The organism is Acinetobacter soli, from assembly GCF_018139125.1.
Taxonomy (GTDB): domain Bacteria; phylum Pseudomonadota; class Gammaproteobacteria; order Pseudomonadales; family Moraxellaceae; genus Acinetobacter; species Acinetobacter soli.
Window position 1 is genome coordinate 685,366 of the sequence record NZ_CP073241.1, and the last position, 17,776, is coordinate 703,141.

Annotated in this window: 15 protein-coding genes; 9 read left to right on the plus strand and 6 right to left on the minus strand. The window is 42.7% G+C overall.

What is annotated here, in order from left to right; translation table 11 throughout:
* Positions 1 to 7: 7 nt before the first annotated feature.
* The 3 genes from qhpR to KCV09_RS03120 form a co-directional block, all read right to left on the minus strand.
* On the minus strand, positions 8 to 1,042 hold the full coding sequence (qhpR, locus tag KCV09_RS03110) for an AraC-like transcriptional regulator QhpR (protein WP_004925421.1): 1,035 nt from the start codon (positions 1,040 to 1,042) through the stop codon (positions 8 to 10).
* A gap of 149 nt (positions 1,043 to 1,191) precedes the next feature.
* Positions 1,192 to 2,427, minus strand: a complete 1,236-nt coding sequence (locus tag KCV09_RS03115; protein WP_228301583.1) for an HAD family hydrolase — start codon at positions 2,425 to 2,427, stop codon at positions 1,192 to 1,194.
* A 149-nt stretch (positions 2,428 to 2,576) separates the two neighbouring features.
* A complete protein-coding gene (locus KCV09_RS03120) occupies positions 2,577 to 3,587 on the minus strand; it encodes a phosphotransferase enzyme family protein (RefSeq protein WP_151746404.1) in 1,011 nt (336 codons plus the stop codon).
* Between the two features lie 182 nt (positions 3,588 to 3,769).
* Here KCV09_RS03120 and eat point away from each other — a divergent pair, with 182 nt between their 5' ends.
* From eat to KCV09_RS03135, 3 genes are all read left to right on the plus strand, one after another.
* Positions 3,770 to 5,185: an ethanolamine permease gene (eat, locus tag KCV09_RS03125; protein WP_004925410.1), complete on the plus strand. Its 1,416-nt coding sequence runs from the start codon at positions 3,770 to 3,772 to the stop codon at positions 5,183 to 5,185.
* Between the two features lie 135 nt (positions 5,186 to 5,320).
* Complete coding sequence (locus KCV09_RS03130) at positions 5,321 to 5,755, plus strand: hypothetical protein (protein WP_228154064.1); 435 nt, start codon at positions 5,321 to 5,323, stop codon at positions 5,753 to 5,755.
* Between the two features lie 43 nt (positions 5,756 to 5,798).
* Positions 5,799 to 7,904, plus strand: coding sequence for a TonB-dependent receptor (locus KCV09_RS03135; RefSeq protein ID WP_212515508.1), 2,106 nt, complete (start codon positions 5,799 to 5,801; stop codon positions 7,902 to 7,904).
* A gap of 371 nt (positions 7,905 to 8,275) precedes the next feature.
* On the opposite strand, the gene KCV09_RS03140 is transcribed toward KCV09_RS03135, so the two are convergent.
* Entirely contained in the window at positions 8,276 to 8,986 is a 711-nt protein-coding gene (locus KCV09_RS03140; RefSeq protein ID WP_171250634.1) for a FadR/GntR family transcriptional regulator, read from the minus strand.
* A 442-nt stretch (positions 8,987 to 9,428) separates the two neighbouring features.
* On the opposite strand from KCV09_RS03140, the gene KCV09_RS03145 reads away from it, so the two are divergent.
* The 5 genes from KCV09_RS03145 to KCV09_RS03165 all read left to right on the plus strand — a co-directional run bounded on the left by KCV09_RS03145 (position 9,429) and on the right by KCV09_RS03165 (position 14,427).
* Positions 9,429 to 10,415, plus strand: a complete 987-nt coding sequence (locus tag KCV09_RS03145) for an ABC transporter substrate-binding protein (protein ID WP_151746400.1) — start codon at positions 9,429 to 9,431, stop codon at positions 10,413 to 10,415.
* 52 nt (positions 10,416 to 10,467) lie between these two features.
* Positions 10,468 to 11,286: an ABC transporter ATP-binding protein gene (locus KCV09_RS03150; RefSeq protein ID WP_088458688.1), complete on the plus strand. Its 819-nt coding sequence runs from the start codon at positions 10,468 to 10,470 to the stop codon at positions 11,284 to 11,286.
* The gene (locus KCV09_RS03155; RefSeq protein WP_151815373.1) at positions 11,279 to 12,073 is read left to right on the plus strand and encodes an ABC transporter permease; all 795 of its coding nucleotides are present in this window, start codon (positions 11,279 to 11,281) and stop codon (positions 12,071 to 12,073) included. Before KCV09_RS03150 ends, KCV09_RS03155 begins: the two co-directional genes overlap by 8 nt.
* Entirely contained in the window at positions 12,073 to 13,506 is a 1,434-nt protein-coding gene (locus tag KCV09_RS03160; RefSeq protein ID WP_212515509.1) for an amidohydrolase family protein, read from the plus strand. The genes KCV09_RS03155 and KCV09_RS03160 overlap by 1 nt, the downstream gene beginning before the upstream one ends.
* Positions 13,507 to 13,638: 132 nt before the next feature.
* Positions 13,639 to 14,427, plus strand: coding sequence for an alpha/beta fold hydrolase (locus KCV09_RS03165; protein ID WP_212515510.1), 789 nt, complete (start codon positions 13,639 to 13,641; stop codon positions 14,425 to 14,427).
* Positions 14,428 to 14,513: 86 nt separating this feature from the next.
* Here KCV09_RS03165 and KCV09_RS03170 read toward each other — a convergent pair whose 3' ends face one another.
* Together KCV09_RS03170 and KCV09_RS03175 are read right to left on the minus strand one after the other, a co-directional pair.
* Positions 14,514 to 15,170 carry an epoxyqueuosine reductase QueH gene (locus tag KCV09_RS03170; protein ID WP_025095936.1) on the minus strand — a complete coding sequence of 219 codons (657 nt, stop codon included), beginning with the start codon at positions 15,168 to 15,170 and terminating at the stop codon, positions 14,514 to 14,516.
* A gap of 132 nt (positions 15,171 to 15,302) precedes the next feature.
* Positions 15,303 to 16,547, minus strand: coding sequence for a GGDEF domain-containing protein (locus KCV09_RS03175; RefSeq protein ID WP_004946783.1), 1,245 nt, complete (start codon positions 16,545 to 16,547; stop codon positions 15,303 to 15,305).
* Positions 16,548 to 17,029: 482 nt separating this feature from the next.
* Between KCV09_RS03175 and KCV09_RS03180 the strand changes: the two genes are divergently transcribed.
* Positions 17,030 to 17,761 (plus strand): TenA family transcriptional regulator, encoded by a 732-nt coding sequence (locus KCV09_RS03180; RefSeq protein WP_151815377.1) that lies wholly within the window; start codon positions 17,030 to 17,032, stop codon positions 17,759 to 17,761.
* The last annotated feature ends 15 nt before the right edge of the window (positions 17,762 to 17,776 follow it).

The window sequence follows — 17,776 nt, forward strand, 5'->3', positions numbered from 1 at the left end:
GGTTGTATTAGTTACGCCATTGTCTTGGATTAACACCAAACCAGCGCTTAAATGCACGAGAAAATGCACTCACCTCTGAGTAGCCCAATAAAAATGCCATTTCGGAAATCGGGATATTTTTTTGTTTCATGTAATGCTCTGCAAGCTCACAACGCACTTTATCGACCAGTGAACTAAAGGTTAATCCTTCAAGTTTAAGCCGACGGGTGAGTGCACAGCTGCTCAAATCCAAATCGTGTGCAATTTTTTCCAGATTAGGTTCACCTGTGTTCAGCTCAATTTGAATATGTGAGCGCACTTGATCGGTTAGGCTTTGTCTGTGTACATGGGTATTGAGCAAGCGAAGAGTATCTAGAATTACGGTTAATAGCAGCGGATCATGATTGGGCATCGGATGCTGCAAATCTTTTTTTGACAGTAAAATTGAGTTGAATGGCTGATCAAAATAAACAGGTGCGTTAAACAATTTGCTATGTTCTTGCCAAAACTCAGGCCGCGTATGCTCAAAATGAATTTCACGTGGTGAATAATGCCCGCCCAGCACGCCACGAATCACATTCATGAACATGCCTAAGGTCAATTCGGCATCTTGACGTCGGGTTAAGATCGCACCGTGATGCACCTGATAGTCTAAGCGCCAGCAATCTCCTAAATCGACCATGCGGTTCAGCGTGTCTTTCTGGTGCAAATAAAAGTGATTGGTCATATTGACTAATGCGCTTTCAAGCGTTGCAGAGCATAGTCCGATGTAGCCAATTAGACCTAAAGATTTGGGCTGAAATTGCTGACCATAATGTAAACCGAAATTGTCACATCCTGAAAGTTCAGCGGCCTGTTCTAATACATGACAGTAATTCGGAAGTTGTAAACTTAATGTCGGACTGGCCAGTAACTCGGGATTGATACCACTGATACCAAAGACACGATCGACGTCTGCACCTTTGCTGCTAATGAAATCACTCAAGCCTGATGCAGCTGCTGACAACACGCCCTGATTGCACATGCTGGTGCCCAATAGTTGTGCCGTATTCATCTGAAACATGTGAAGATCTCACTTAATACCGATATATAGAAGAGATGAAGCAAGATGCATACCAGCTATAGCGTAGTTTTTATATGTACGGCTAAAATTAAAAAACCTGCGCCGGAATGGATCAAGCACAGGTTAAAACATAACTCAGTGGATTGGATTTATTGAGATTTCAATGCTTTTGGTGTGCTCGATCCATAACTGATACTGTTGATTGACCCTGTAAATTGTCCTGTATTTGCATCACGGCCCTGTAGTAAAAATTTCGGATTAGTCTGTCCATAGCTTTGAACAGCCAAAGCTGAAAACTTCCCAATATCTGTGGTGGGTTTGCGCAGACGATTTACAATCAGCACCTTTTTCGTATCTGTAAAATCCTGCATCATGTTTTGATCGCCTTCGCTGTCGCCAGCAATGAAGAGCGGCCCATAACCATATTTAGATACCAAAAATTTTTCAATTGTGCGCGTTTTGCCTTTGCCTTGGGTCTGATCATATCCTTTACGAAATTCAGGCAAAATGCGTCCTTGTGAATCTCGCTCAAGTTCCATGGCATAAGCATGGCTGTCTGGAATGTTAAAGCCCACATTGGGATTAGAAATAATTTCTTTAATCACATCGATATATGAAGCCGAACACACATAAACATCGATGCCGTTATTTTGAAATGCTTGAAATAAGTCCTGCATTTCGGCATAAGGGCGTAAACCACTTTCCCACGTTACACTGACCACACCGGCCTGACCTTTTAAATCAGATGGGGATGTCCATGTCACCGGGCCAATGGGCTGAGATTTTTGCCAAGCAACTGTTTTTTGAACCAAATCACGTACTTCTGCTTCGGTCATTCCGGCAAATAAATAGGTTACCCATGGATAAGACACATCATGATCAAAAGTATCTCCAATAGCCGCATACAAATAACGCATTTTGCTGATAAAGTTTTGATAGTGCGGGCTCGTTTGGATTTGCGCTAAGGATTGATTGCCTTTTAAGCCTGAATAGTGCGTATATAGCCATGCATAGCTTTGCACAATATCGGGTGCAATCTTGTCGATATTAACTGCTTGACCTTGGCTGTTATTGTAATCTGCAACAAAATTTTGCTTACTGATTCCCTTACGAATAATCGTATTGAGCTGTTCTGGCGTTACGGCAAATGCAAGCTGTTGAAGTTGATAAATTAATGTCGCTTCCTCGATATCTAAAAAAACCGAGGTATTGTCAAAATCAGTCACAATATAGGGCCGTTTTAACGGATTATAGTTAGGACTGTCTTTGCCGTATTGTGCAATTAATTGATTAAGCTGATCGCGATTAAACGCATCCCAGTGACCTTGTGCCAGATACTCCTGCTTGATCGCGGATGCCAACACCTGTGTATCGTGCTTTGGCATTTGGGCACAGCCTCCCAAAGCTAAAACACCTGCGATTAAAGCTCCAATTCCGAGTAAATGCATGTTTCTTTTCATATCTAATTTAGCCCCAAATTACGAAATACAACTCAATGAAAAAACAGATAAAGTGAACAAGTGCTTTGTTTTACTTAAGCGTTGCTACGTCCGACTGGCATTTCACCATTTAAGTACTTCTTACATAAGCGCACGGTTTCATTTGACCATTGATCGCCTAAGCTAAGCGCCATTTCGGTATGTGCATGTGAACCATTCCACGCCATCATTTGAATGCGACGTTGCATAATAAATGTAGGAATCATGACGTAATCATGATTTTGAACATGACCTGTTTTTTCATAACCTCTTAGCCAGTGCTCTACCCATTGCGGTGCAGCATCTAAATGTTCATTAAAACTAATCGCGGCAGCCAGATCATGCATAAACCAGCTCATACCGCAGTCGTCAAAGTCAATCACACCAATTTGCTGATCTTGCAGTAGTAAGTTGGTGAGTCTTAAATCGGCATGAATCAGACCATAGCGATCTTCATCGGCACCGTACTGGCATAGTTCAGTTGAAATCCGTGCAATGGCTTCTTCCACCACAGCGTGGTCGGCTTGATCTAAATGCGGTGCATGTTTCCAGTTGCCCCAATGGCCTTGAGCACCGACCATGGTGTCATGATTCCACACAATTCGATTAAACTGTTCTGGGCGTTTCCAGCTTTTACTGTGTTGATGTAGTGCGGCGGTAATTTGTCCCAGTTGTTGAAAAGCGGTCGGATCGACATCGGTGGTGGGCATGCTGCCATTGACCCAATTGAAAAGCACTGCGTAGCGCGAAATGCCTTCGGCCAGTTTCAGGGTGATCACACGTTGACCATCCTGATCGGCAATCGCCAGTGGAACTTCGATTCCACTTTGATTAAGCGCATCTAACCACGCCAGCTCACTTTCGATATCTTGCAAGTGATGATAATTCGGTCGATGGATTCTAAGTGCGTATTTTGCCTGCGCTGTGGTCACTAAAAAAGTGGCATTTTCTGACTGACACAGGAGTTTAACTGAACCTTGATATTCGTTTGGATATTGCTTGATGGCTTGTTCTGCAAGAATTTGAAGCTGAACTGAGCTTAAAAATTCGTTTTGTTCGACCGTCATGATTCGACTCCTTCACTCTAATTTTAGATACGTCGTAAGTACCGATTGGCCTGATCTTATAAAAGAAAAAATGAATCAACTTGACTTCAAATGACCTTGCTCACAATTTGCGGTCAAGTTTTGAAATGGGCTTTTACGCAACATGAATGAAGTCGGTTGGATCAATAGAGTGATTGAATACAATGAAAGATTCAGAATTAAGCCTAGACAATGGCGCAACTCGTGATGTTGATTATTTTGCAAAACGCCAGCTCAAAAAGGGTGCAGTGGGCTGGTTATTATTGGTGGGTTTAGGAGTCTCTTATGTGATATCTGGAGACTTTGCGGGGTGGAACTTCGGTCTGGCTCAGGGCGGCTGGGGCGGTTTATTTATTGCTACGGTCATTGTCGCCTTAATGTACCTGTGCATGAGTTTGTCTATGTCTGAAATGTCGACCATGTTGCCTACCGCAGGTGGTGGCTACAGTTTTGCTCGTGTCGCGTTTGGCCCATTAGGAGGCTACCTCACCGGAACCGCTATTCTAATTGAATATGCCATTGCACCTGCGGCGATCGCGGTCTTTATTGGTTCATATTGTGAGTCACTGTTTGGGATTGGTGGCTGGAGCGTTTACTTACTGTGCTATCTGGTCTTTATGGGTATTCATCTCAAAGGTGCGGGAGAAGCCCTTAAAATCATGTTCATCATTACCGCAATTGCCTGTGTGGCTTTACTGGTATTTATTGTGGCCATGATTCCGCATTTTGAAAGCGGTAAATTATTTGATATTGCGGTCAGCAATAACGTTGGGGCCAGTGCATTTTTACCACTCGGTTATTTAGGAATTTGGGCAGCGGTACCTTATGCCATTTGGTTCTTTTTAGCTGTGGAGGGCGTTCCACTGGCGGCAGAAGAAGCCAAAGATCCAGTTCGTTCTTTGCCGCGTGGCCTCATTGGTTCGATGCTGATTTTGGCGGCATTTGCGCTATTGATTTTGTTTTTAAGTGCTGGTGCTGCGGGGTCAGATGCGTTAAAAGCCTCAGGTGCACCTTTGGTTGATGCCTTGATTGCGGTGTATGGGCAGCATACATGGTTGGCCAGTTTTGTTAATTTTGTTGGATTGGCTGGGCTTGTAGCGAGCTTCTTTTCGATTATTTATGCGTATTCGCGTCAGATTTTTGCACTTTCACGTGCCGGATATTTACCAAAAAGCTTGTCATTGACCAACAAAAATAAAGCACCTTTTCTTGCGATTATTATTCCGGGGATCATTGGCTTTTTGATGTCATTGACTCATGAAGGTGATTTACTGATTTTAATGGCTGTCTTTGGTGCAACCATCTCTTATGTGCTCATGATGCTGTCACATATCAAATTGCGGATTTCTCATCCAAACCTTGCACGTCCGTATAAAACGCCGGGTGGTGTGGTTACTTCAAGTATTGCATTGGTTCTGGCTGCAATTGCAGTAGTGGCTGGGTTAATGGTCAATCCGAAAGTATGGTTGCTCACCGCAATGATTTATGTGGCTTTTATTCTGTACTTTATTTTGTATAGCCGCTTCCATCTGGTGAAAGGAACGCCCGAAGAAGAGTTTGCGCGAGTGAACGAAGACTAACCACATTTAAGTGAAACCCAAAGGCATGGTATCTACTGATTCCATGCTTTTTTTATATCTGTCGCCTGTACTAGAAGATGTGTTTTTCTTAAAATTATGCTATTTTCGCCGCGCTTAGGTATTAATTTTTTTGTGATGCATAAATTGGGTGTGGCCTTTGGCCTTTTGGTGATCTTGTTGCAGAATCTTGTATTCTGGCAAGCGCTATTGCCTGTATCGATGCAGCAAAATCCGGTCTGCGTGGAAATTATGCAGATGACTGAGCACAGTGCAATGCATCATGATGCATCGCATACCACAATGTCTGCTGTCAAATCGTCTGCAATGTCATTACATAGCGATTTCAAAGCGGATCATCAGCATTCGATGCATCCAACTCTGGATTGTCATTTTTGTCATCTGTTTCATCATATTGCACCTACGCCGACAACGGATATCACGCTGATCGAGATCGGTCAGGTTTTTAAACTGATTTTCTTATCGGCGATGGCATATATTCTCTTTTGCCTTCGCCGTCTCTTTCTTTGTCCGCAAGGTCGAGCCCCGCCCGTAAATCCTGTTTTGATCTAAATTCCGACATTTTTGTCCAATTTTTGTCTTACAGAGTTTTACTATGTCTAAATTTTATGTTCATCCACTTGCGTGGAGTATTTTACTTGCCCAGTGTTCAATGGTATCGGTGGCTTTGGCGGCTGAAACAGGCACTCAAGTTCAAACTGCGCAGCTTTCAACCTTGACGCTAACCGCAGAAAAGCAAGATGAGCGTCATGCATCTTCTCAGGCAATTACCCAGTTTAATCACGATCTGATTGATGTGCCGTTCACCAAATCGCATGTGTCCGAACAAGATATCAAAAATCATAATATTCAGCGCGTGAGCGATGCATTGGCCTTGGTTAATGGCGTGGTTTATCAAGACAGTTATGGCGGTGGCTTTTGGGACAATTACTCGTTTCGCGGTTTTAGTACCGACCCAAACATGGGCACGATTTACATGCGTAACGGCTTAAGCTCTTTAAGCGGCATCCATGCGCCACGCGATATGGTCAACATCCAGTCGATTGATTTTCTGAAGGGGCCAATGGCTGCCATGTATGGCCAAGGCGCTATAGGGGGGATTATGAACATCACCACCAAACAGCCCGAATGGCAACGTAAGAGTGAATTGACCTTAAGTGGCAGTACACTTGAAGAATACCGGACAGCACTCAATACCACTGGCGCAATCAATGATCAGCTTGCGTACAGACTGGGGCTCGCTTATGAAAACAATCAAAGTTTTAGAGATCAGGTCGATAGCCAGCATTATTATATTGCGCCACAGCTGGCTTGGAAAATTTCAGATCGTACTCAGTTAAATCTGGATACAGAATTTGCCAAAAATCAAGGCGTGTTTGACCGTGGCGTACCGATGGTCAACGGTCAATTTGTGGTTAATAAAAAAACCTTTTTAGGTGAACCAAGTGATGGCGATATTAAAATCAACGACCAGATGTATCAACTGCGTCTGAATCATCAATTCAATGACGACTGGAACCTGACCACCGCGCTAAGTCATGAGCAGGGTGAGCGCGAAGGAACTTCAACTGAAATTTCATCGATTGCAGCCGATGGACAAACTGCAAATCGCTTTCGTCGCTATCGATGGTTTAATACCGAAACCACGCAATTTCAGGCAATTTTACGTGGGAAATTGAATACAGGAACCATTAAGCACGAGCTGGTGGCTAATGTTGAAGCAGGGCATTACACCATCGACCAGCTTCAGCGCAGAAGTGCAGTGGGTGCTTTAAGTACGATCAATATTTACCAGCCTGTATATGGTGTAAATGTATTGCCACTCACGCGAGTAACCAAAAACAGTAAAGAAACTCAGGATATGCTGGGATTCAATCTGCAAGATCAGATTTTCCTGAATGATCAGTGGAATATATTGCTGGGTGGACGCTTTAACCGACTAGAGCAGCAAATTGCAGATTATCGTAGCAATACACAAAGCAAGCAGGCCTTCTCGCCGTTTACGCCGCGTGCTGGTATTAACTTCAAGCCCACCGATCATTTATCTTTTTATAGCAACTGGGGGAAATCATTTGAGCTAAATACGGGATTAAATAAAAATAATCAACTGTATGATCCTGAAAAAACCACCAGTTGGGAAGTCGGTACTAAATATGAATATCTGCCACAAAGCTGGCTGGGATTCACGTATTTTGATCTCGATAAACGCCATTTACTTACCGAAGGGATTACAGACACTTATGTGGACAGTGGCCGCGTGCAAAGCCATGGTCTTGAGTTTGAGCTACAGCATCAGGTCTCTGAGCATTTACGCCTTAATGCCAACTACACCTATACCGATGCCTCGGTGGTCGAAAGTGAAGTCGAAGCCAAAGGTGCACGCCTAAAAAATATTCCTAAGCATACGGCAAATTTAAGTGCGGATTATCAATTTAGTGCGTGGGGGAAAGATGCTGGTGTTACGGGCAATATCAATTATTATGGCAAACGAAGCGCCAATTACATCGACAATGGCACCAGTTTACCTAAATTTACGACCGTAAATGTCGGGGCATATATCAAGCTCCGTCCAGATTTACGTGCCCAGCTCAATATCGACAACCTGTTTGATAAAGACTATTACGTTTCAAGTTATACCAATTACTGGGTACAACCTGGTGAACCACTCAAAGCAACATTGTCATTGAGCTGGAATTTCTAAGAAAGATCGGTCAGCGTTGTATGCTCAGGCATGCAGCGCTGTAAAATAATCATAATGAAATCAACTATTCGCTATCGTGATCAGATATAGATATGCACCCGCCTGAAATAGACATGCTCATTTTAAAAGCATGATACGCATTTTTTGCTCATTTAGGTGCGCCGAGCAGACTCATAATATGTTGAATTCAGCTTATATTTGATTCATATATTCATTATTTGAGAATTCAAATATCAAGAATTAATACGAAAAAATGGGCTTCGAGCACACCCAAATCTGTAAAAGCTCAAGATATGTGATCAGATGCGTTGCAATGGTGCGTGTATGAATGAATGACTGCACCATGTTTGAAATCGTTGAACAGCGTTATGTTAAATAGAATGACTCGAAAAATACACACCGGCACGTTGCGCAGCACCCACAATATGTAAGCGCATGGCTTTTTCAGCGGCAGCGGCATTGCGTTGACTGAGTGCCTGTAAAATCTGTTCGTGTTCTTGAACAGTTTTATAGGCCAGATTGGGTTGTACAAACGGCAGGATCTGGCTTTGTTTCATCCAGTCAGTTTGATTTTTTAAGCTTTGAATAATGGATTGATTATTGCTCAACCCAATGATGAGCTGATGAAATAAAAAGTCATGCTCGGCAGCTTCAGTCCAGTGATGTGCTTCAATTGCAGCTTTAAGTTGCTGAAAATGCTGGTTGAGGGTTTTGATATCATGATCAGAGATATATTCACAGGCCAGAAGTGCGCTAAAGCCTTCTAAAATATAACGAAGCTGATAAAAATCTTTAAGTGAAATTTTAAACTGGATATTCCATTGCTCGACTGGCTGGCTTTCAAGCGCAGTCACATATGCACCTTTACCCGCCATAATGTTGAGCAAACCTAAGGCAGCCAAACGCGTGAGTGCTTCTCTGAGCGACGCACGGCTAATGCCAAGTTCCGACGACAATTCGCGTTGCGAGGGCAAAGCCGACCCCACTGGATAGATTCCGTTTTGAATCCGCTCATGAATAATTTCAACCGCTTGATCGGTCACTTGAGAACTAGAGCGTTTAACGAGTGCAGTCGATTTCATAGAGCTTTGAGATTCAAGAAAATAATTGAACGAAAGATTCATTGGTATTATGCCATTTTTTGAGTTTTACTCGTTTTCCTTCAAAACATCTAGCCCAAATACTCATCAAGACAGTTAGATGCATTCATATGCTGCTTTTGTGCGCAAGTTTAGGGCAGATGTTTCATGTGCTCCTATTTCGCATACAAATTTTGAGCCAGTTTTAGAGCCGATATGGTGCTCTTTTTGTTGGCATAGCTCTTGCTTAATCAGAACCTGAGTATAAGCGGTTAGTGCGATCATTCGCATGGGACATTGCTCTACAGCGCAGGCTGTTCCTCTTAGGGGGACAAGACAGATTTTTATGCTGTCTTGAGAGTATGAATGATCACACAGGTATACTCCATTCTCCCTTTGTATGAATAGCTGTTATGGCTTTCACCTATTCATCAGGGAGTTCATCATGAACAAATATCATGGTTTAGGCAAATCGCGTTTGGCTGTCGTTGCCGCATCACTTCTATTTCTTACATCTGCTCAAGCCAACGATAAACTCGTCTTACAAACCACATGGTACGCACAGGCCGAACAGGGTGGTTATTATCAGGCTTTGGCTGAAGGCATTTATAAAAAGTATGGCTTAGATGTCACCATCAAAGTAGGTGGCCCGCAAATCAATAACATGACACTGCTTTTGGCCAAGCGTGCCGATGTAATTATTAACTATGATTTACAGGTGCTCAAAGGCATTGAAAGTGGTTTCCCCATCAAAGCGATTGCTGCGCCATTTCAAGTCGATCCACAAGGACTGATTACCCATGCCGATGTAAAATCACTGTCCGATCTTAAAGGCAAAACCATTTTAGTCTCAACCAGTGGGCAAGCCAGCTGGTGGCCATGGTTACGTGGCAAATATAATCTCAACAATGCTCAAGCCCGCCCATACACTTTTAATATGCAGCCATTTTTAGCCGATAAAAATGTTGCACAACAAGCATATGCCACCTCTGAGGTGCTACAAGCCAAAAAAGCAGAACCATCGAGTAAATTTTTCTTGTTTGCCAAAGACGGCTATCCAGCTTATGGCGGTATTTTGGTCACCCGAAATGATCTGGTTCAAACCAAGCCAGAGGTTTTACAACGCTTTGTCAAAGCCTCAATGGAAGGTTGGAAAAGCTATCTGAAAAATCCTGCACCAGGCAATGCCCTCATTAAAAAAGAAAATCGGAATATGGATGATGCATTGCTGGCATTTGGTGTCGCGCAAATGAAAAGTTTGGGTTTAATTGAGGGTGGAGATGCTAAAACCATGGGGATAGGCGTCATGACCGATGTCCGCTGGAGTAAAACACGAGATTTCATGGTGCAGTCCAAGTTACTTAAGCCTCAGACTCAGTGGAAATCGGCATATACCTTACAGTTTGTACAGCCGAAATCCAATAAAAACTAAATATCTCATTGAGGTAGAAACATAAGCAAAACAATAATAGGGGGAACCTAACATGAATTCAGCCGTCTTCGCCTCTCCAAATCCAGAGCCACAAAATACTGTAGCACCAATGCTGATGGCGCGTGGTGTAGAAAAAGTTTATCCAAACGGCACACATGCGCTTCAACGCCTCGATGTCGATATTCAGCGTGGTGAAATCGTATCGCTTTTAGGACCCTCGGGCTGTGGTAAAAGTACACTTTTAAAGATGTTTGCAGATCTTGAACAACCCAGCGCAGGGCAAGTACGCTGGCATGGTAAAACTGATCTACAGTCTCAGTGCAAAATGGCCATGGTGTTCCAAGAGGCCACTCTCATGCCGTGGGCCAATATTGCAGAGAATGTTCGGCTTCCACTCGATCTACGTCATGTACCTAAAAAAATCAGTCAGCCTAAAGTACAAGCAGCTTTAACTTCGGTTGGATTAGGTAATTTTGCTGCATCTTATCCAAAAGAGCTTTCTGGAGGGATGCAGATGCGTGCTTCTTTGGCCAGAGCTTTGGTGACAGAACCTGATTTATTACTCATGGATGAACCCTTTGGTGCCTTAGATGAATTTACGCGGCACCGCCTAGATCAAGATATCCGTACATTATGGGCAGAGCGAGATCTGACGGTCGTGTTTGTCACACACAGCATTTATGAAGCTGTATTTTTATCTTCCCGAGTAATTGTGATGGGAGCTCGTCCAGGGCGTATTGTGGCGGATATTGCGATTGAAGGGCCGGCACAGCGTGATGACCACTTTAGAGCTTCAGAACGATTTATGACGCAGTGTGCAGAACTATCCAATATTTTGGAACAAGCAAGTGGAGGGCATCACCATGGTTAAGCCATTAATCGAACATCCACAAGTACGTCAGCTCTTGGCGCCGTTAACACTGGGGTTGCTGCTGCTGCTGGTGTGGCAAATTGCGCTTCAGCAAATGAACGTTCCGATTTATCTTATTCCCAAACCATCCGATATTGCTCATGCTTTGGTTGTACAAGCAGATTTACTGTTCGGTAGTTTATGGATCACCTTAAAAATTACATTGCTGGCGTTTGTCTGCGCCGTGCTAATTGGGACTTTGATTGCATTTTTGTTTGTACAAAGCCGGGTGATTGAGGCGTGCTTTATGCCGTATGCCATTTTATTTCAAGTTACGCCAATTGTAGCCATTGCACCTTTGGTAATTATTTGGATTCATAATACTACATTGGCTTTAGTCGTTTGTGCCATGCTGGTCGCGATTTTCCCGATTTTAACCAATACCACGTTGGGGCTACGTAGTGTCAATGCTGGGCTGTTACATCTGTTTCAAATCAATAAAGCTTCACGTTGGCAGGTACTGCTCAAGCTGCGTGTACCCAATGCATTACCCTATTTTTTTGGTGGGCTCCGTATCTCAAGTGGCTTGGCGCTGATCGGTGCGGTAGTTTCTGAATTTGTTGCGGGTACAGGGGGCAGCAGTGCCGGATTGGCCTATCAGATTTTACAAGCCGGATTCCAGCTCGATTTGCCATTGATGTTTGCCGCATTATTTTTAATTACCTGTACGGGACTGATTCTATTTATGCTGATGTCACTGCTCAGCCGTATCTTCTTGAACAAATGGCATGAAAGCGAGCAAGTCTAATGAATTATCTGATTAAAAATATACATGCCATCATGACCGGACAAGCCAATCAACAAGCACGATCTTCTGCAACTTCAATCCGCATTTCAAACGGCGTGATTACCGAGATAGGACATTTAAGGGCCCATTCAGATGAAACTGTTTTAGATGCGCAAGATGGTGTGGTGTATCCAGCGTGGGTGAATACTCATCACCATTTATTTCAGTCTTTGCTTAAAGGTGAACCGCAAGGATTAAATCAAAATCTGACGCCTTGGCTAGCGGCAACACCTTATCGTTTTCGTGGTGCATTTGATGAAGATACCTTTCGACTCGCAAGCCGAATTGGCTTAATTGAATTGCTCCAGTCAGGTTGTGGCACAGTGGCCGATCATCATTATCTATACTGGCCAGACATGCCCTTTGATGGCGCCGAAATTTTATTTGACGAAGCGGATCGGCTAGGCATGCGATTTGTACTTTGTCGAGGCGGTGGCACACTCACCAGAGGGCTTGAAGCTGAGTTGCCACAGGCGCTTCGACCTGAAAAATTTGAACACATGATGTACGATGTTGAGCGCTTGGTACAGCGCTATCATCAAGCCCAGCCCGATGCATATAGACAAATTGTGATGGCGCCCACCACGGCACTCCACTCAACTACACCGCAGCAACTTCGAGAAAGTGCAAAACTCGCTCGCCATTTGGGCATTCGTTTACATTCACATCTCTCTGAAACCGTTGATTATCTGGATGCGGCAAAAGCCAAATTTAATTCAACACCAGTGCAGTTTTGTGCCGAGCATGACTGGGTAGGTGAGGATGTCTGGTTTGCACATTTAGTCAAGCTCTTACCCGAAGAAATCAAGATTTTGGGGCAAAGTAAAACCGGAATAGCACATTGCCCACAAAGTAATGCCCGACTGGGTAGTGGTATCGCCGATCTGGTCACGCTTGAAGCCGCAGGGATGGCCATTTCAATCGGCGTAGATGGTGCAGCATCCAATGAGGCTGCCGATATGTTGTCTGAAACACATGCAGCATGGATGCTACAGCGTGCCCGAAAAGGAATGCTGGCACAACCTAAATATGCAAGAGGTACTTTTGAAGGCGGTGCAGACGCTGCAACCATCGAAGATGTGATCCGCTGGGGTACGCAAGGCGGCGCACAGGTACTCGGGCTTCCCAACATTGGAACACTTGAGATTGGTCAACAGGCCGATCTGGTCATTTATAATCTCAATGATCCGCGATACATGGGATTACACGATCTTGCCATTGGCCCGGTAGCAAGTGCCGGACAAGCCAATATTCGGTATATGCTGATTGGCGGTAAAATCGTAATGCAAAATAATCTGATTCCAGATCTAGATTTGCATGAGTTAGCCTTTGAGGCACGTCAAGCCGTCAAAAAATTACAGGTTCGTGCAGAGCAAATGGCGCTCGCATCCTAATAAGTGCTGTAAAAAACAACAGCTCTCTACGGAGGGCTTTTTTATTTGATGCGGATATGTAGTTGATGCTTGAATCCAGTTGGTCAGCCGAGCTAGTCTTATTGGTATAGCGATAAATATATGGAAATCTTTATGATATTAAACAGCCACATTGTTGAATCAGATCATGCCACAACCAATGCACCTCTTGTGTTGTTGCACGGTTTATTTGGTAGTTTGTCAAATTTAGGGGTGATTGCGCGGGCATTAAATACCAATCATAAAATTATCCAGCTCGATTTACGCAACCATGGGGCTTCTCCACACAGTGCCGAAATAAACTATGAAATTATGGCGCAGGACGTGATCGATACACTGGATGAACTGGGTATTGCCGAGTTTTCCGTGATTGGTCATTCAATGGGCGGAAAAGTCGCCATGAAAATTGCTGGATTATATCCAGAACGTATTGCGCATCTGATTGTACTTGATGTGAGTCCTGTGGCTTATGAAGGGCATCGTCATCAGGCTATTTTAAATGCACTGAACGCTGTTCGTGCTGAACCGCACGAGCTGAGCCGTAAACAAGCTACCGAAATCATGAAGCAATATATTCATGAAGATGGCGTGATTATGTTTTTGCTGAAATCGTTTAATCAAGGCCACTGGCTTTTTAATGTCGATGCGATCGAACAGCAATATTCTCATATTGCAGGTTGGCATCCGATTCAGCCATGGAATAAACCGATGTTGTTGATTCGTGGTGGATTATCAGAATACGTCCTGCCCGAGTATCACGATCCAATTACAGCACAGTTCCCGCAAGCAGATATCCAAAGTATTGATGATGTAGGCCACTGGCTGCATGCAGAAAAACCCGATGTTGTAATTGAGATGATTCAGGATTTTTTACATCAGCAAGGTGAGTCACGAACGCACTGAGTTGGGTGACGTCATGACTGCTGTAAACAAAAAGACTCGAGCTTCATTGCATCGAGTCTTTTTGTTTTACCCAATTTGTTAAAGTATTATTCAGGATCAGTCGCAGAATAAAATTTAACACCGAGTTTAATCCGATCACGTCCCTGACTCATTCTCCAGCGATTGGTATCGCGTAATGAATACACACAACCGCAGTATTCCTGCTGGTAAAATTCTTCGCGTTTGCTAATCTCTAACATTCGCGTTGCACCGCCATTTTTACGCCAGTTGTAATCCCAATAAGTAATTTCAGGATAATGTGAGGCAGCGCGAACACCACAGTCATTAATCTGATTCATGTCTTTCCAGCGGGAAATACCGAGCGAGCTGCTAATCACTTTAAATCCATTTTCATGCGCATACAGGGCGGTACGTTCAAAACGCATATCGAAGCACATGGTGCAGCGTATCCCTTTTTCAGGTTCATTTTCCATGCCTTTGGCACGTGCAAACCAGTTGTCGGTGTCATAGTCGCAGTCGATAAAGGGAATATTGTGTTTCTCGGCAAATCGAATATTTTCCTCTTTGCGAATCAGATATTCCTTAACAGGATGAATGTTAGGATTATAAAAAAAGATCGAATAATCGATACCCGATTCAAGTAGCGTTTCCATCACTTCGCCTGAACACGGTGCGCAGCAGGAATGCAGAAGCAATTTATCTGCATTGTTAGGAAGTTCAAGTTTAATTCTAGGTTTAGTCATCAAGTCGTAAAAAGTTATCGCTTTAAAGCCATATAATTTACTCGATTTTACCTTTAATGGCATGAATTAAGTGTGATAGCGTTTTAAATTGGATGGTTTTTATGCAAATGACAGATCATATTAAACGAACAATTAAGCTCTCGATGAAGAATAATTCATCTCTACCGACACATGAATATTGGCAATCTGATACTGATTACGACCCTTACTTTTTGCCGTGTACAGTGCATGATCTGCGCGAGATACAAATGATGAAATACTGTCATCAACTTGCGGAATCATGGTCGCGACCCCAACGCTTAAAGTCACCTGCGACGAAATATCGCTTGAGGGATGTTGAATATCGATCTTACGAATTACATTCATGAGGCGTTTAACCTGAATGAGTGCTTCAGATTCATTGGTCATTGGAAACAATAATAAAAATTCTTCACCGCCATAACGTGCAGCTAAATCGCCACTTCGTGAAGTGAGTGACGTTAAGGCCTTGGCAATTTCACGTAAACATTCGTCGCCTTTGATATGCCCCAACGAATCATTATACGATTTAAAAAAATCCAGATCGATCATCATGATGGTGATGGGCATACTGTGTCGAACCGCACGGCGCCATTCTTTTTCAAGCACTTCATCTAAATAGCGTCTGTTGGCTAAGCCAGTGAGTGAATCTTGCTGTGAAAGTGTTTCCAGTAATTCGGCCTGTTTAACCAGTTTGAGCCGATTGAGTTCAATAACGCAGTCACTTAAAAAATTTTCACGATGCTGACGATCGGTAAAGTAGGCCAGCGCCATACCTAAGAAGCTGCTAAAGGTATACGTGCGATTTAAGTAAGTCCAATCAATCGAGATGTTTGAATTAATACTAATCGTAAAACCAATTAACCCACCGACCCAACCTGCAAACAGGGCAGTATAAAAACGAAGACCAACAAAGCCGTAAATAATAATCACGGCATACATCATTGATGCATGCAGTAAGGCATTGTTTTGACCGCCTTCTAGAATATTAATGAGCGTAAATGTGATGGCAACAGCGGCAGTCGAACCGAGGCAAACATAGTAATCGAACCATTTATCAAACGATTTAAAAAAAGAGAGCAGCCAAGCACTGGTAATAATTACACCAACCCAAGCATAATTAATCAGCCAGAGTTTAATTTCAGATTGTGGAAGAACCTGAAAAATACCAAAGCTGAGTAAACTATATAAAATGAGAATAATCGGTGCACGAAAACGAAACTCATGGGCAGCCGCTTGTCGATATTGAGTGCGATAAACTTGTTCAAGTGTTTTAGGAAACCAGACAAAATTTAAGCCACGCGATAAAAGTAAGTCTATCTGCTCCTGACTTAAAATATTTGAGCCTTGTAACTTCATCGGCAGATCTCACTGTCTTAACGCAATCTCAAAATATTTTTTAAAAGTGATTTAGATTTAAATATTGTATTCAAGTCATAATTATCATACGTTGAAATTTTAAGGATGAAAAGTAATATCTATTTTTTATATAAAACTTTATAAAACAATACTTTATTAAAATAATTATTTATTTGTAAAAATGTGAAATATAAATGTGAATGATTTAAAAATGATAATTGGTCATCATTTTTAAATAATATTAATTCATTATAATTTGATAAATTGTGTATTAAATCACATTATTATAAAAATTGATCTTTATTTAAATATCGCTTAAGAATTATAAAAAATAGTCAATTAAAATGAGATTTAATTCACACAAATGATTTGAAGACGTCTAGAAAAGTGATAAAAAATACAGTATTTTTCTAAATTGTATATTGTATTATCAATGCAGCATAAATGAGTTCACTGGACGAAACAGTAACAGGATTTTAAGAATGAGTGCTTATACAAAAGGAACAGCTTTAGAAATAACGTCGCATAGTCCATGGGCTCAGCAATTTTGGGACGAACTCATTCCGTATAAAGATCGCGTAAGCCAGCATCCTTTATTTCAAAACATGGCCAGCGGACAATTGAGTCTGGACTGCTTTCGTTCGGCCTTGCTTAATTTTTATCCTTTGGTCGCGCATTTTCCTTCTTACATGGCGCTGGGGTTGTCTAAAGCGATTGATTTTTCTGCTCAGGGTGTGACTGAAACCCGCAATTGGCTGATTCAAAACATTAAAGTGGAAGAACGACACCTAAATTGGTATCAAGACTGGGCAGGAGGCTTTGGTTTGAGCATTGATCAACTCAATCAAGTTCGTCCCCCAGTCGCCATGAATGCAGTCAATCACTTTTTATGGCATACCAATACCACGGGTTCTTTAGCTGAGTGCCTTGCAGCAACCAATCTGGCGATTGAATGGGCGACAGGTGATTGGTCAGTTCAGGTCTATAAAGGTATACATGCATATATTGATCACCCAGAAGTGAATATCAATAAGCGTTCTCTGGCATGGCTACGTGCGCATGCGCATTACGATGATTTACATCCCTATGAAGCCATGGAACTCATCAAACGATTGTGTGCAGATCAACCAGAATTACAGCAAAAAGCTTTTCTTGCTGCAAAAGACGGACTTGAATACTATGCATTGGCACTTGATGAGTGCTACAAACTGTAATCTAAAACTGCGTAA